Origin of the sequence: Rhizobium sp. NFR12 (genome assembly GCF_900108545.1) — a bacterium.
GTDB lineage: Bacteria > Pseudomonadota > Alphaproteobacteria > Rhizobiales > Rhizobiaceae > Neorhizobium > Neorhizobium soli.
Window position 1 is genome coordinate 860312 of record NZ_FNWM01000001.1, and the last position, 14702, is coordinate 875013.

At 61.0% G+C, this 14702-nt stretch carries 13 protein-coding genes; 10 read left to right on the forward strand and 3 right to left on the reverse strand.

Annotated features, from left to right (window positions below; translation table 11 throughout):
- Positions 1 to 8: 8 nt before the first annotated feature.
- Together BLW69_RS04170 and BLW69_RS04175 are read right to left on the reverse strand one after the other, a co-directional pair.
- Positions 9 to 284, reverse strand: a complete 276-nt coding sequence (locus BLW69_RS04170; RefSeq protein ID WP_062455190.1) for a CtrA inhibitor SciP — start codon at positions 282 to 284, stop codon at positions 9 to 11.
- A gap of 288 nt (positions 285 to 572) precedes the next feature.
- Complete coding sequence (locus tag BLW69_RS04175; protein ID WP_092660106.1) at positions 573 to 1601, reverse strand: DUF2793 domain-containing protein; 1029 nt, start codon at positions 1599 to 1601, stop codon at positions 573 to 575.
- A gap of 263 nt (positions 1602 to 1864) precedes the next feature.
- Between BLW69_RS04175 and BLW69_RS04180 the strand changes: the two genes are divergently transcribed.
- The 4 genes from BLW69_RS04180 (at position 1865) to BLW69_RS04195 (ending at position 6969) form a co-directional block, all read left to right on the forward strand.
- A complete protein-coding gene (locus BLW69_RS04180) occupies positions 1865 to 3118 on the forward strand; it encodes a sarcosine oxidase subunit beta family protein (protein ID WP_092660108.1) in 1254 nt (417 codons plus the stop codon).
- Between the two features lie 62 nt (positions 3119 to 3180).
- Positions 3181 to 3453: a sarcosine oxidase subunit delta gene (locus tag BLW69_RS04185; RefSeq protein ID WP_062582640.1), complete on the forward strand. Its 273-nt coding sequence runs from the start codon at positions 3181 to 3183 to the stop codon at positions 3451 to 3453.
- On the forward strand, positions 3450 to 6407 hold the full coding sequence (locus tag BLW69_RS04190) for a sarcosine oxidase subunit alpha family protein (protein ID WP_092660110.1): 2958 nt from the start codon (positions 3450 to 3452) through the stop codon (positions 6405 to 6407). The genes BLW69_RS04185 and BLW69_RS04190 overlap by 4 nt, the downstream gene beginning before the upstream one ends.
- Positions 6408 to 6417: 10 nt before the next feature.
- Positions 6418 to 6969 (forward strand): sarcosine oxidase subunit gamma, encoded by a 552-nt coding sequence (locus tag BLW69_RS04195; protein ID WP_092661036.1) that lies wholly within the window; start codon positions 6418 to 6420, stop codon positions 6967 to 6969.
- Positions 6970 to 7179: 210 nt separating this feature from the next.
- Here BLW69_RS04195 and BLW69_RS04200 read toward each other — a convergent pair whose 3' ends face one another.
- The gene (locus BLW69_RS04200) at positions 7180 to 7446 is read right to left on the reverse strand and encodes a hypothetical protein (RefSeq protein WP_092660112.1); all 267 of its coding nucleotides are present in this window, start codon (positions 7444 to 7446) and stop codon (positions 7180 to 7182) included.
- A gap of 206 nt (positions 7447 to 7652) precedes the next feature.
- On the opposite strand from BLW69_RS04200, the gene BLW69_RS04205 reads away from it, so the two are divergent.
- From BLW69_RS04205 to BLW69_RS04230, 6 genes are all read left to right on the forward strand, one after another.
- Positions 7653 to 10079: a GcvT family protein gene (locus BLW69_RS04205; RefSeq protein WP_092660114.1), complete on the forward strand. Its 2427-nt coding sequence runs from the start codon at positions 7653 to 7655 to the stop codon at positions 10077 to 10079.
- A gap of 280 nt (positions 10080 to 10359) precedes the next feature.
- Positions 10360 to 11262 (forward strand): branched-chain amino acid ABC transporter permease, encoded by a 903-nt coding sequence (locus tag BLW69_RS04210; protein WP_062455207.1) that lies wholly within the window; start codon positions 10360 to 10362, stop codon positions 11260 to 11262.
- 1 nt (position 11263) lies between these two features.
- The gene (gene livM / locus BLW69_RS04215) at positions 11264 to 12652 is read left to right on the forward strand and encodes a high-affinity branched-chain amino acid ABC transporter permease LivM (RefSeq protein WP_092660116.1); all 1389 of its coding nucleotides are present in this window, start codon (positions 11264 to 11266) and stop codon (positions 12650 to 12652) included.
- Positions 12652 to 13530: an ABC transporter ATP-binding protein gene (locus BLW69_RS04220; RefSeq protein ID WP_062455210.1), complete on the forward strand. Its 879-nt coding sequence runs from the start codon at positions 12652 to 12654 to the stop codon at positions 13528 to 13530. The genes livM and BLW69_RS04220 overlap by 1 nt, the downstream gene beginning before the upstream one ends.
- Positions 13530 to 14258 carry an ABC transporter ATP-binding protein gene (locus BLW69_RS04225; RefSeq protein WP_062455212.1) on the forward strand — a complete coding sequence of 243 codons (729 nt, stop codon included), beginning with the start codon at positions 13530 to 13532 and terminating at the stop codon, positions 14256 to 14258. Before BLW69_RS04220 ends, BLW69_RS04225 begins: the two co-directional genes overlap by 1 nt.
- A 39-nt stretch (positions 14259 to 14297) precedes the next feature.
- Positions 14298 to 14651, forward strand: a complete 354-nt coding sequence (locus BLW69_RS04230) for a DUF6867 family protein (RefSeq protein WP_062455213.1) — start codon at positions 14298 to 14300, stop codon at positions 14649 to 14651.
- Positions 14652 to 14702: the final 51 nt, after the last annotated feature.

Below are 14702 nucleotides of genomic sequence, written 5' to 3' on the forward strand. Positions count from 1 at the left end.
GACTTCGCCTAATGGCGGTACTGCTGAATGCGGGTGGTCCGAAGACCGGCCAGGCCGTGGTCGTTGATAGACGCTTGCCAGGACAGGAATTCTTCGACGGTGAGCGTATAACGCTCGCAGGCTTCTTCCAAGCTCAACAGGCCGCCGCGAACCGCGGCGACAACCTCTGCCTTACGACGGATAACCCAGCGGCGCGTATTGGCCGGCGGAAGATCCGCAATCGTAAGCGGGCTGCCATCGGGACCGATGACATATTTAACTCGGGGACGTATCATTTCGGTCATTGGACTCTCTACACAACGCAAGACCACAAACGAGAGCCTACCGGGGCAGTTTTAACATTTGACTAAACGAGACGCGCCATTTGTGGCCAAACCCGCATTGGTCGCAATTCACTTGATTCGAGCCGACAAAAACCTTTTAAAACAAGGCATTGTTAGAGTTGTCTTAAGTGATGAATTTCTTGTTTTATTTCATGGCTGCTCCGGAAGAGGACACATTGTGGCCACCGCGCGGGTAAAATGGCCGATCTTTGCAACTGGAATTGCGATAATCGGCCACGTCGATTTTAGTCAGAGCAGGGTCAGCGAGAGCTCCGTCTTGCCGGCACCCAGTGTCACCTGTGCGGTGCCGGAGTGCTGAAGCGTCAGGCTATCGCCTGCGCTCAGCGAAAACACGCCGCTTGCGCCTTGCGACTGCGCGCCACCCGTTGTGCCGTTGAGTGTCATCAGTGTCTCCGTACCTTTGCGCAGCAGCACCGCCCCATGCCCAGACGATGTGGTGGCGACGAGATTGAGGGTGACGAGGTAGATGCCCGCGGCAGGAATCGTGATCGCGTTGCCGCCACCCGCGGCCGCAGCCCCAAGCACGAAACTGCCCTGGTTGAGGGCGTAGGTGGTAAAGCCGCTCTGCTGACCCGATGTCGGTGTGAACGTGGTGCCTGTGCGATAGGCGCGCGCTGCCGGCTGGTTGGGTCGGCTGACACGACCTGTCGGGCTGATGGCGAGACCCGTGCGCCAGGTGGTGCCGTCGCTGATCTTGATGGAGAATTCGGTGTTTCCGGCAAGCCCCATTTCTGCGAACCCGGTCCAGTTGGACTGGAACAGCAGCGATGCGGTGTCGGTTGCGGCCGCCTTGTTGACCTTGATCTGGTGGCCGTTGCCGGCGTGGTTGAAGAGGCTTGCAGGAGACGACAGCGACAATCGGTTGGTGGCATCGGCGACAGCGTTTATGCCGAGCAGGCTCAGGGTGCCCTGATCCGGCAGCGGAACATCCCGCCAGGTAGCGCCGTCGAAGACCCGCAGGCGAGAAGTTTCCGCAAACCATGCCCGCCATCCCGTCTTCACGGTCAGGAAGGTCCAGGCGCCGTCCTGCCAGGCGGCGACGCACCCGGTCTTGCCCGTCCATTCACCGGTTGCGCCAGCGCCGACCAGATGGCGATTGCCCTCGGCCGGCGTCGTCGGCGGAGCCGACAGTTCGGAGAGGATTGTCAGATGCACCAGCGCGTCCAGAACAAGCAGCGCCTCGTTGTGAGTGATGTGTTTTTGCGCCTGCGACGGCAGGATGAAGGGCATGTCGAGTTGGGTGGTCGTATCGGGCATGTCGCGCTCCCAAAGGTTGGCCAGTGTTGGTCGCGTGGATTTTACGGCCGTGCCCGCGCGTGAGGATGTAACTCGTGTTAAGTAACTGAAATATAATACGTGCCTGCGCCAAAATCGGCGCCCGCAACGTCCGGCGTGGCGGGACGGCAACGGTGTGGGGGCTTGTCTCGCCATGGCTTCAAACAGGCGTTCTGATGTCCCGATTGCCCTTGTTTCTTCGTCCGCATGTGCGAATGTGGGCGCAACGAGCACGGGAACACGGCATGCGATATTCCGCCTTATCGATCATCAAGCAGGCGCTTTCGGGCAATCGTCGCTGGACGCCGGCATGGCGCGAGCCGGAGCCGAAACCGCATTACGATGTGATCATCGTCGGCGGTGGCGGGCATGGTCTGGCGACGGCCTACTACCTTGCCAAGGAATTCGGCATCACCAATGTCGCTGTGATCGAGAAGGGCTATATCGGGTCGGGCAATGTCGGCCGCAACACCACGATCATCCGGTCCAACTACCTGCTGGAAGGCAATAATCCGTTCTACGAGATGTCCTTGAAGTTGTGGGAAGGGCTGGAGCGGGACTTCAACTACAATGCCATGGTGTCGCAGCGTGGCGTGCTGAATCTTTTCCATTCCGACGGCCAGCGCGATGAATACGCGCGTCGCGGCAATGCGATGCGGCTTCACGGCGTCGATGCGGATCTGCTCGACCGCGAACAGGTGCGAAGGCTCGCGCCCTATCTTAATTTCGACCACGGCCGCTTTCCCGTCATGGGCGGTCTCCTGCAAAAGCGCGGCGGCACGGTGCGTCACGATGCGGTCGCCTGGGGCTACGCACGGGGTGCCGATGCGAGAGGTGTCGATATCATCCAGCATTGCGAGGTGACGGGCATTCGCCGTGGACCGGGCGGCGAAGTCGAGGGCGTCGAGACGACCAAGGGCTTTATCGGCTGCAACCGGCTGGCGCTGGCCGCTGCCGGCAACACGACGACGGTCGGGCGGATGGCGGATCTGGCTTTGCCCATCGAGACGCATGTGCTGCAGGCTTTCGTGTCGGAGGGGCTGAAGCCTGTCATCGACAACGTCATCACCTATGGCGCGGGACATTTCTACATCTCGCAGTCGGGCAAGGGCGGTCTCGTGTTCGGTGCCAATATCGACTACTATTCCTCCTATGCTCAGCGCGGCAATCTTGCGACCGTCGAGGAGACGATGCAGGAGGGCGTGTCGCTGATCCCCGGACTTTCGCGCGCCAAGGCGCTGCGGGCCTGGGGTGGCGTGATGGACATGTCGATGGACGGATCACCGATCATCGACCGCACGCCGATCGACAATCTCTATCTCAACGCCGGCTGGTGCTACGGCGGCTTCAAGGCCACGCCGGCCTCAGGATTCTGCTTCGCGCATCTGATTGCCAAGAACGAAACCCATCACGTCTCGCGCTTCATGCGGCTCGACCGGTTCGAGCGAGGCTATGTGCTCGACGAGGGTGGCAAAGGCCCGCAACCGAACATGCACTGAGCCGTATCCGCACCGAGACGAAGACCCAAGACTGAGCCTGACACAAAGACCGAGATTAAGACATGGCAAGCCTGATTACCTGCCCCCATTGCGGAACGCGGCCGAAGGAAGAGTTTTCGGTGCGCGGCGCCGTGATTGCCCGCCCGTCGGCGTCCGAAAAGGACGAGGCCTGGCACCGCTATGTCTATGTCCGCGACAATCCAAAGGGCCGATATCAGGAATACTGGCATCACGCGGCCGGCTGCCGCCGCTGGCTGGTGGTCGATCGCGACAACCTCACGCATGAGGTCTTCGGTGTGACGGATGCGCAAGCATCTCAGGAGGGGAGCCGATGAGCGCCTATCGTCTTGATGCCGGCGGTCTCGTCAACCGGGCCAATCCCCTGACATTCACGTTCGACGGCAAAAGCTATACCGGGTTCGACGGCGATACGCTCGCCTCGGCGCTGATCGCCAACGACCAGATGCTGATGGGCCGCAGCTTTAAGTATCACCGCCCGCGTGGCCCGGTGACATCAGGTTCCGCCGAGCCCAACGCATTGATGACTGTTGGCAGCGGTGCCCGGTCTGAGCCGAACGTGCGCGCGACGGTGGCCGAGCTCTACAATGGCCTCACCGCCGTCAGCCAGAACCGCTGGCCGTCGCTTGCCTTCGATATGGGAGCGGTCAACGGCCTGCTGTCGCCGTTTCTGGGCGCCGGCTTCTACTACAAGACCTTCATGTGGCCGGCGATGCTCTGGGAAAAGCTCTACGAGCCTGTCATTCGCCGCGCTGCCGGTCTCGGCAAGCTCACCATGCAAGCGGATCCGGACCGCTACGAAAAAGCCTGGGCGCATTGCGATCTCCTCGTCGTCGGCTCAGGACCTGCGGGACTGATGGCAGCACTTTCTGCCGCCCGGGCCGGCGCGCGTGTGCTGATTGCGGATGAAAGCGCCCGCTTCGGGGGCTCGCTGCTATCCGAAAACGTCGTGATCGGCGGGCAGGTGGCGAGCGATTACGCGGCAAGTCTGGTCGAGGAACTCGCGTCATTTCCGAACGTGACGATGATGCCGCGCACCACCGTCTTCGGCTGGTATGACGACATGGTGTTCGGCGCCGTCGAGCGGGTACAGAAACACGTGCAGACACCGTCGCCGGATCTGCCGGTGGAGTGTGTCTGGCGCATCGTCGCCAAACGGGCGATCCTTGCCTCCGGTGCCGAAGAGCGGCCTCTCGTGTTCGGCGGCAACGACCGGCCGGGCGTGATGACCGCCAATGCGGCGCGCACCTATCTCAATCGGTATGGCGTGGCTGTCGGCTCCAAAGTGGCCGTCTTTACCAATGGCGGCTCCGGCTATCGCACGGCGGCGGATCTTTCCGCCCGTGGCGTCGAGGTTTCCGCGATCATCGATGCGCGTGCAGCGTCCACCGATCCGGCGCCTTATGGCGTTCGTGTCATCCATGGCGGTGCCGTCGTCGCAACCAAAGGCCGCAACCGTATCGATGCACTGGTCGCAGAGCGGGCGGGTTTCGAGGAGGAGATCGCCTGCGATGCGCTGGCCATGGCCGGCGGCTGGTCGCCGATCGTGCATCTGATGTGCCAGCGCGGTGCCAAGCCCGTGTGGTCGGACGCGGCGAAGGCGTTTGTGGCGCCGGATGTGGGCGCAAACTTTGTTGCTGCCGGCTCGGCTGCCGGTGCCGACACCATCGCCGCCTGCCTTCGCGACGGGGCATCGAAGGCAGCTGCGTTTTCGACCGAACTCGGCTTTGCCGCCTATGAAGCAAACATTCCCGAGGTGGAAGGCGAATACGATCCTGATTTCGCGCCGCTCTGGTATGTGCCGGGTGCCAAGGACAAGGCCTTCGTCGACTTCCAGAACGATGTCCATGTGGGCGATCTCGGCCTCGCCCAGCGCGAGGGTTTCCGGCATATCGAGCATACCAAGCGCTACACCACGTCCGGCATGGCGACCGACCAGGGCAAGCTCGGCAATGTCGCGACGATCGGGATTGTCGCTGCCATGCGCGGCGTGTCGCCGGCCGAAATCGGCACCACGACCTTCCGGCCGTTCTACACGCCGGTCTCGATGGGTGCGCTTGCCGGCACGTCGCGGGCCGAGCATGCAGCGCCCGTCAGGACCTCGCCGCTGCATGGCTGGGCGAAGAAGAACGGCGCGACCTTCGTGGAAAGCGGCCTCTGGTACCGCTCATCCTGGTTCGCGCGCGACGGAGAAAAGACCTGGCGCGACAGCGTTGACCGTGAAGTGCGCAATGTGCGCGAAAACGCCGGTCTCTGCGATGTCTCGACGCTCGGCAAGATCGAGATTTTTGGCACAGGTGCTGCTGAATTCCTGAACCGGGTCTATTCCAACGCCTTCCTGAAGCTGCCGGTCGGCAAGGCGCGTTACGGCCTGATGCTGCGCGAGGATGGGATGGTGTTCGACGACGGCACGACCAGCCGCCTGTCGGAAAACCACTATGTGATGACCACCACGACGGCTTACGCGACAGAGGTGATGGCGCATCTGGAATTTGCAAGCCAGACCTTCTGGCCTCATCTCGACGTGCGCTTCGTGTCCTCCTCCGACCAGTGGGCGCAGATGTCGCTGGCCGGACCGAAGGCGCGGATCATCCTTGCCCGGATCGTGGAAGACGACATTTCCGATGCGGCAATACCGTTTCTCGGTGCGAAGGTCGTCACGCTCAAGGGCGGGCGGAAGGCGCGCCTGTTCCGCATCTCGTTTTCGGGCGAACTCGCCTACGAACTGGCGGTACCCGCAGGCTATGGCGAAGCCGTGGCCGATGCGATCATGCAAGCGGGCCGCGAGGACGGGATCTGTGCCTACGGCGTCGAGGCGCTCAACGTCCTGCGGATCGAAAAAGGCTTTGTCACCCATGCCGAACTGGAAGGCCGCACGACACCCGACGATCTCGGTTACGGAAAGATGATGGCGATGACCAAGCCGGATTTCATCGGCAAGCGCCTCTCGACCCGTTTCGGCCTCACCGCCGCCGATCGCCTCCAACTCGTCGGCCTGAAGCCTGTGGAAACCGACAAGGAGTTCATGGCGGGCGCCCATCTGTTGAAAGATGGCGCGGCCGCGACGCTTGCGGGCGACCAGGGCTTCGTATCATCAGCCTGCTATTCGCCGACGCTCGGACACACGATCGGTCTCGGCCTTCTCAAATCCGGCCGCGAACGGATCGGCGAGAAGATCACTGTCTGGGACGGCCTTCGCGGCACCGAAGTCGCGGCGGAAGTCTGCCTGCCGGTCTTTGTCGATCCACAAAACACAAAACTGCATCTTTGAGGGCATGACGATGGCTCTGACACTTCTCCACCGCCATGCGCTCGAAGATCACATCCTGGGCTTCGAGACGAGCGCCAACCCCAACCACCTGTCCGTCGCGCGGCGGCCGGTGATCTTTTCGGTGCTTGCCCATGCGGGCCAGGAGCAGGCCGTGGGCCTAGCACTCGAGGCTGCCCCGGATATCGCGCCGCGCTTCTGCGGCCCGGCGGAATGGCTGGCGGTGTCGCTCACCGCAGGCTCAGAGACCGTTGCCGGTCACTTATCCGAAATATCCGGCGCCTCCGTCGTCGACCAGAGCGACGGCAAGGTGCTGATGGCGATTTCGGGACCCAGCGTGCGGAAGATCCTTGCAAAATGCGTCGGCGTCGATCTGCATCCGCAGGCGTTTGCGCCGGGGCATTCCGCAAACATGCTGTTCGGCCACGTCGCAGTGAATTTGGCGCGCACCGGCCCCGATGCCTTCGAGATCATCACGCCCCGGTCGTTCGCCGGCTCGGTCTACGAGGACCTGATGGAAATGGGCCGCGAATTCGCCCTGACGGCATCGTTTTCGGGCGGGTGACCGTGGTGGGCGGTTGCCCAAACTCCCCTCATCCTCGCCCTTGTGGCGGGGATCCAGCGACACGACGTCTGTCGGGTCAAAGACTCCTTCAGCTCAAGGACTTGAGCTGACTGGATCCCCGCCACAAGGGCGAGGATGAGAGAGGATAGGGTGTCGCTCTTGTCAAATGAGCTTCTTCAGGGTTGTCAGCGGTCTGAGCATCGAAGCGCCTCAGTGCTTCTCGCGAACGAAGCTCCAGAGACCCTTTTCCTGCGATGCTGCCATGACGAGGTCCGGCCGCTTTTCCAGCGCCGGGACGAGGCTGTGGAGGCCTTCGACGCGGTTCAGGAGGTCGACGAATTCGGGGGCGAGGTCCTCGGCGAAATCGCGGCAGAAGCCCTGGATCACGCCGAACTCGATTGTCTTGCGCGGTGTCGCATCGCGCATCGTGGTCAATACGCTGCCTACCAGTTCATCGAAGCTCAGCACGTTTGTCATGGCGCTATTCCCTGTTGCGTGGCGTTCATGACAAGGCATACGCGGCGATTGAAAAATTAGTTTCAGGCTCCGGTCGCAAGATGGCGCGAAACGAACAGCGACTATGTCGGAAACGACAAATCCGGGTTCGCAGAACAGCCTATTGGCAATTCTCGGGAGGTTCTAGGCTCACCCCAAACAGGCATCGAGTTAGGGGAACGGGATCCATGAAAAGCCATGCTCTAGTTGTCGTCATCGGTGGCGGTGTCGTCGGATGTTCGGTCCTCTACCATCTGACCAAGCTCGGCTGGAGCGATGTCGTGTTGCTCGAGCGTTCGGAACTCACCTCCGGCTCCACCTGGCATGCAGCGGGGGGCATGCATACGATCAACGGCGATCCGAACGTTGCCAAGCTGCAGAAATACACGGTCGAGCTCTACAAGGAAATCGAGGCCTATTCCGGTCAGGACATTGGCCTGCACATGACCTCCGGACTGATGCTGGCGGCGACGCCGGAGCGGTTCGACTGGTTCAAGTCGCTGCTCGCCAAGGGCAAATACGCGAATGGTGAGGCACGGCTCGTCTCGGTCGAGGAAGCGCATGCGATGATGCCGCTGCTCGACCCGACCCAGTTTGTGGGCGCCGTGTTCGATCCGCATGAGGGCCATCTCGACCCCTACGGCACAACCCATGCCTATGCGAAATCGGCCAAGAAGAACGGCGCCGAGATCTACCTGCACACGAAGGTCGAGGATCTGGTGCAGCTTCCCGACGGAACATGGCGGGTGATCACGGACAAGGGCGAGATCCGCTGCGAACATGTGGTGAATGCGGCCGGTCTCTGGGCCCGTGAAGTGGGGCGCATGGTCGGGCTGGAACTGCCGGTTCTCGCCATGGAGCACATGTATCTGATCACCGAGGACATGCCCGAGGTCATCGACTTCAACAAGACGTCCGGCCGCGAGCTGATGCACTGCGTCGATTTCGATGGCGAGATCTACATTCGCCAGGAACGCAACGGCATGCTGATGGGCACCTATGAAAAGGATTGCCGGCCCTGGTCGCCGATCGAGACGCCCTGGACGTTCGGCCATGAACTCTTGGGCGAGGACCTTGAGCGCATTACGAACGAGCTGGAGGTTGGCTTCCGGCATTTCCCGGCCTTCAACAATGCCGGCATCAAGACGATCATCAACGGGCCCTTCACCTTTTCGCCAGACGGCAACCCGCTTGTCGGGCCCGTGCGCGGCATGACGAATTTCTGGTCGGCCTGCGCTGTCATGGCCGGGTTCAGCCAAGGCGGCGGCGTCGGGCTGGCGCTTGCCAACTGGATCGTCGAGGGCGACCCCGGCTTCGACGTGTTTGCCATGGATGTAACCCGCTACGGCGATTATGCGTCGCTTGCCTATACCAATGCGAAGGTGCGCGAAAACTATTCCCGCCGCTTCTCGATCCGCTATCCTAACGAGGAACTGCCGGCGGCGCGGCCGCTGCTGACGACGCCGATCTACGACGCGCTGAAGGCGAGGGGTGCCGTGTTCGGCGCATCTTACGGGCTGGAAACGCCGCTGTGGTTTGCGCCTGAAGGCATCGAGGATGCGTTTTCCTGGCGCCGATCCACCGATTTCGAGCATGTCGGCCGCGAGGCAAAGGCGGTCCGCGACAGTGTCGGGTTGATGGAGACCTCGGGGTTCGCCAAATATTCGATCGGGGGCGAGGGGGCGCATGCCTGGCTCGACCATATTCTTGCGGGCAAGGTTCCGCCCGTCGGCCGCATGGCGCTTTCGCCGATGCTGAACGAGGCCGGCAAGCTGATCGGCGATTTCACGCTCGCCAATCTCGGCGACGATGCGTTCCTGCTGATCGGCTCCGGCATTGCCGAAGACTATCATATGCGCTGGTTCGAGACGCATCTGCCGGACGATGATTCGGTTTCGTTCGATTGCCTTAATCTCGGTCTGGTCGGCCTGTCGATTGCGGGGCCCCGGTCACGCGATGTGCTGCAGAAGCTCACCCATCTCGACCTTTCAGATGCGGCTCTGCCGTTCATGGGCATCGTCGAGATCGATCTCGGCATGGCGCCGGTCATCCTCGGCCGCGTCAGCTATACCGGCGATCTCGGCTTCGAGCTTTGGATGAAGCCGGAATATCAGCGCTATCTGTTCGATCTCATCATGGAGGCCGGTTCGGAGTTCGGGATCACCCTGTTCGGCCTCCGCGCCTTGAATGCGCTACGTGTCGAAAAATCCTTCGGCAGCTGGTCTCGCGAATACCGGCCGCTTTACGGTCCCGTGGAAGCGGGGCTCGGTCGCTTTATCGCCTATGGCAAGGAGGCCGATTTCATCGGCAAGGCCGCGGCGATCGAGGAAAAGGCGGAGGGCGGCGCGCTGCGTCTCGTCACCTTCGTCGTCGATGCAAAAGATGCGGACGTGCTCGGCGACGAGCCGATCTCGCTTGACGGCCAGGTCTGCGGCTGGGTGACATCGGGCGGTTACGCCCATGCCGCCGGCGTGTCGGTCGCCATGGGCTATGTGCCGAAAGAGGTCTCCCGAACCGAGGAGGGGTGGCAGATCGAGGTGCTAGGCGAGATGCTCATCGCCCGGCTTCAGCCGCATCCGATCTTTGACGCCAACGGCTCGCGCATGCGGTCCTGACCGTCGAAAGCTGAAGAAGCGGATAAGCCAAGACCGAAGCAGACCAGAGGTTATTTCTCTATAGTTTTTGCCATTCGTGTGGAAATCGTGCCGTTTTTTCAACAATGCCAAGCGGATTTGCGTCACGTGCTGCAAAAGCCACTGAAATTATGTCTGCCTCTTTCTTTTGCACTTCACATTTCGATCGAAACCGGTAGGAATCAAAAAAATTGAAGATCCTATCAGGGACATTCAAGCGAAAGATGCGGCCGCCAAGGATCGCATCCGCAGGGGAAAATATATGGAATATTTTATCCAGCAGCTCATAAACGGGCTGACTCTCGGATCCATCTATGGGCTCGTGGCAATCGGCTATACGATGGTTTACGGCATCATCGGCATGATCAACTTTGCCCATGGTGACATCTTCATGCTCGGCGGCTTTGCCGCCCTGATCGTGTTCCTGCTTGCCACATCCTTCTTCGCCGGCATTCCGGTGGCGCTGCTGCTTTTGCTGATGCTGCTCGTCGGCATGCTGATGACAGGCCTGTGGAACTGGACGATCGAGCGGATCGCCTACCGTCCGCTGCGCGGCTCGTTCCGCCTGGCGCCGCTGATCACCGCGATCGGCATGTCGATCTTCCTGTCGAACTTCATCCAGGTGACGCAGGGTCCGCGCAACAAGCCGATCCCGCCGCTGGTCACCGACACCTATCATTTCGGTGCGATCACGGTGTCGCTGAAGCAGATCCTGATCGTCGTGATCACCTCGATCCTGCTGTTTGCGTTCTGGTACATCGTCAACAAGACGCCGCTCGGCCGTGCCCAGCGCGCCACCGAACAGGATCGCAAGATGGCGGCTCTGCTCGGCGTCGACGTCGACAAGACGATCTCGATCACCTTCATCATGGGCGCGGCTCTCGCTGCCGTCGCCGGTGCCATGTACCTGATGTATTACGGTGTCGCCTCGTTCAACGACGGCTTCATTCCGGGTGTGAAGGCATTCACCGCAGCCGTTCTCGGCGGCATCGGCTCGCTGCCGGGCGCCGTGCTCGGCGGGTTGCTGATCGGCCTCATCGAAAGCCTGTGGTCGGCGTATTTCTCGATCGCCTACAAGGATGTCGCGACCTTTGCGATCCTCGCCTTCGTGCTGATCTTCAAGCCGACCGGCATCCTCGGTCGTCCTGAAGTGGAGAAGGTGTAACATGGCGACCGTATCGGAAACCGTTCCCAACAACGTCATGGCCAAGGCGATCAAGGAAGGCATATTTGCGGGCGTCATCGCCTTCCTGATGTTCCTCCTGTTCGTCGGCATCGAGACCTATCAGGACATCAACAACCAGCTCGTCTGGCGCACCCGCTGGGGCCTGCTTGCGGTGTTCGTGGCAGTCGCTGCCGTCGGTCGCTTCATGACCGTCGCCTTTATCAAGCCCCATCTCGACCGTCGCAAACTTGCCAAGGCCAAAGCCGGCATTCTCGAGATTTCGGAAGAGAAGAGCTTCTTCCATCGCCACTTCCTCAAGTTCGCGCTGGTCTTCCTGCTCATCTATCCATTCCTGTCGCTGCTGATCGTCGGCAAGCAGGGCTCGCTGAAATATGTCGACAACTTCGGCATCCAGATCCTCATCTATGTGATGCTCGCCTGGGGCCTCAACATCGTCGTCGGTCTCGCCGGTCTGCTCGATCTTGGCTATGTCGCCTTCTATGCGGTCGGCGCCTATTCCTACGCGCTTCTGTCATCCTATTTCGGCTTCTCGTTCTGGCTGCTGCTGCCGATGTCCGGCATTCTCGCCGCGCTCTGGGGCGTCATCCTCGGCTTCCCGGTGTTGAGATTGCGGGGTGACTACCTTGCCATCGTGACGCTCGCCTTCGGGGAAATCATCCGGCTTGTTCTGATCAACTGGACCGACGTCACCAAGGGCACGTTCGGCATCTCGGGCATCGCCAAGGCGTCGTTCTTCGGCATCTGGTCGTTCGATACGGGCTCCCCGAACAACTTCGTCAAGGCCTGGGGCCTCTCGGCTTCGTCGGTCTATTACAAGATCTTCCTGTTCTACATCATCCTCGCGCTCTGCATGCTGACGGCCTACGTCACCATTCGCCTGCGTCGCATGCCGATCGGTCGTGCATGGGAAGCGTTGCGCGAAGATGAAATCGCCTGCCGCTCGCTCGGCATCAACACCGTCACCACCAAGCTCACGGCATTTGCCACGGGCGCGATGTTCGGCGGTTTTGCGGGCTCCTTCTTCGCGACCCGCCAGGGCTTCGTCTCTCCGGAAAGCTTCGTCTTCCTGGAATCGGCTGTGATCCTCGCCATCGTGGTTCTCGGCGGCATGGGTTCTCTGACCGGTATCGCGATCGCGGCTGTCATCATGGTCGGCGGCACCGAAATCCTGCGCGAGATGTCGTTCCTGAAGATCATCTTCGGCCCCGACTTCACTCCGGAACTCTACCGCATGCTGCTGTTCGGGCTGGCGATGATCATCGTCATGCTGTTCAAGCCGCGTGGCTTCGTGGGCTCGCGTGAGCCGACAGCCTTCCTGAAGGAGCGAAAGGCCATCTCCGGCAGCTTCACCAAGGAAGGCCACGGCTGATGGCGACGGATATGACGACTATGACGAAAGACACGATCCTGAGGGTCGAGCATCTGTCGATGCGGTTTGGTGGCCTGATGGCGATCGACGACTTCTCGTTCGAAGCCAAGCGCGGCGAAATCACCGCGCTGATTGGCCCGAACGGCGCCGGCAAGACGACGGTGTTCAACTGCATCACCGGCTTTTACAAGCCGACGATGGGCATGCTGACCCTGCATCGCAGCAACGGCCGGGAGTTCCTTCTGGAACGCCTTCGCGATTTCGAGATCAACAAGGTCGCGGGTGTTGCCCGTACCTTCCAGAACATCCGGCTGTTTTCCGGCCTGACGGTTCTCGAAAACCTGCTGGTTGCGCAGCACAACGTGCTGATGAAGGCTTCGGGTTACACGATCCTCGGCCTCTTGGGTCTGCCGACCTACAAGAACGCTGCCAAGGCCGCAATCGAAAAGGCCGAATACTGGCTGGACAAGGCGGATCTGACGGACCGCGCCGACGACCCGGCCGGCGATCTTTCCTATGGTGCCCAGCGCCGGCTGGAAATTGCCCGCGCCATGTGCACCGGGCCGGAACTTCTGTGCCTGGACGAGCCCGCCGCCGGTCTCAACCCGAAGGAATCGCTGACGCTCAACGCGCTGTTGCGCGGCATCCGCGACGAAGGCACGTCGCTGCTCCTGATCGAGCACGACATGTCCGTCGTCATGGAGATTTCGGATCACGTCGTGGTTCTGGAATACGGCCAGAAGATTTCCGACGGAACGCCTGATCACGTGAAGAACGACCCGAGGGTGATCGCAGCCTATCTCGGTGTCGAGGATGATGAAGTTGAAGAAATCGAGGAAAAGCTCGACAAGGGCATTATCGAAGAGGGGTCCGTCTGATGGCCGGTGAACCCCTTCTGAAAGTCCAGGGCGTCGAAACCTACTACGGCAACATCCGGGCCCTCGACGGCGTCAATGTCGAAGTCAACAAGGGCGAGATCGTCAGTCTGATCGGCGCCAACGGTGCCGGCAAGTCGACGCTGATGATGACGATCTGCGGCAGCCCGCAGGCCCGCAAGGGTCAGGTCATCTTCGACGGCGAAGACATCACGCAGGTGCCGACGCATCTGATTGCGCGCCGCCGTATTGCCCAGTCGCCGGAAGGCCGCCGCATCTTTCCGCGCATGACCGTGCACGAAAACCTGCAGATGGGCGCCGGTCTCGACAACCTCAAGTATTTCAAAGAGGACGTCGAAAAGATCTTCACCCTGTTTCCGCGCCTCAAGGAACGCCAGGCCCAACGCGGCGGCACGCTGTCGGGCGGCGAGCAGCAGATGCTGTCGATCGGCCGTGCACTGATGGCGCGTCCGAAACTCCTTCTTCTGGACGAGCCGTCGCTCGGCCTCGCACCACTGATCGTCAAGGGCATTTTCGAGGCGATCAAGAAGCTGAACAAGGAAGAGGGGCTCACCGTGTTCCTCGTCGAGCAGAACGCGTTTGCGGCACTCAAACTGTCCGATCGCGCCTATGTGATGGTCAATGGCAAGGTGACGATGTCCGGCTCCGGCAAGGAACTGCTCGCAAATCCCGAAGTCCGCGCCGCCTATCTCGAGGGGGGCCGGCATTGAGCACCATGATCATCATTCCGGCGACCGGGGGACACTGAGATGCAGGGCCTGTTTTTCGAAACCGATACTGGCGTGCGTTATTTCCTGCGCGCACTCGTCATGGTCCTCGGCTTTTGGACGGCGTGGCGCGCCGGCAAGGCGGTCGCAGAAGGCTGGAACGGCTATGGCCATGTCATCGCCTACACGCTGCTGCTGGCCGTCGCAATGCAGTTCATGCACTACGCGCTGTTCCAGGGACCGTTCATCAGCCCGTTCCATTACATCATCGATGTAGTGCTGCTGATGGCGTTTTCCATCTCCGGATTCCGCATTCGCCGCACCCGTCAGATGGTTCAGAACTACTACTGGCTCTATCAGCCTGTCTCCGCTTTCTCATGGAAGAAGAAAGATTGACAGTCGCTCATTTCTGACTTCAGATTGGGTTGGGTCAAATAAGAATACACC

Excerpts from the sequence above, each read along its gene's own strand:
- BLW69_RS04170 (WP_062455190.1), bottom strand. The coding sequence starts at position 284 with ATGACCGAAATGATACGTCCCCGAGTTAAATATGTCATCGGTCCCGAT.
- BLW69_RS04175 (WP_092660106.1), bottom strand. The coding sequence starts at position 1,601 with ATGCCCGATACGACCACCCAACTCGACATGCCCTTCATCCTGCCGTCG.
- BLW69_RS04180 (WP_092660108.1), top strand. The coding sequence starts at position 1,865 with ATGCGATATTCCGCCTTATCGATCATCAAGCAGGCGCTTTCGGGCAAT.
- BLW69_RS04185 (WP_062582640.1), top strand. The coding sequence starts at position 3,181 with ATGGCAAGCCTGATTACCTGCCCCCATTGCGGAACGCGGCCGAAGGAA.
- BLW69_RS04190 (WP_092660110.1), top strand. The coding sequence starts at position 3,450 with ATGAGCGCCTATCGTCTTGATGCCGGCGGTCTCGTCAACCGGGCCAAT.
- BLW69_RS04195 (WP_092661036.1), top strand. The coding sequence starts at position 6,418 with ATGGCTCTGACACTTCTCCACCGCCATGCGCTCGAAGATCACATCCTG.
- BLW69_RS04200 (WP_092660112.1), bottom strand. The coding sequence starts at position 7,446 with ATGACAAACGTGCTGAGCTTCGATGAACTGGTAGGCAGCGTATTGACC.
- BLW69_RS04205 (WP_092660114.1), top strand. The coding sequence starts at position 7,653 with ATGAAAAGCCATGCTCTAGTTGTCGTCATCGGTGGCGGTGTCGTCGGA.
- BLW69_RS04210 (WP_062455207.1), top strand. The coding sequence starts at position 10,360 with ATGGAATATTTTATCCAGCAGCTCATAAACGGGCTGACTCTCGGATCC.
- livM (WP_092660116.1), top strand. The coding sequence starts at position 11,264 with ATGGCGACCGTATCGGAAACCGTTCCCAACAACGTCATGGCCAAGGCG.
- BLW69_RS04220 (WP_062455210.1), top strand. The coding sequence starts at position 12,652 with ATGGCGACGGATATGACGACTATGACGAAAGACACGATCCTGAGGGTC.
- BLW69_RS04225 (WP_062455212.1), top strand. The coding sequence starts at position 13,530 with ATGGCCGGTGAACCCCTTCTGAAAGTCCAGGGCGTCGAAACCTACTAC.
- BLW69_RS04230 (WP_062455213.1), top strand. The coding sequence starts at position 14,298 with ATGCAGGGCCTGTTTTTCGAAACCGATACTGGCGTGCGTTATTTCCTG.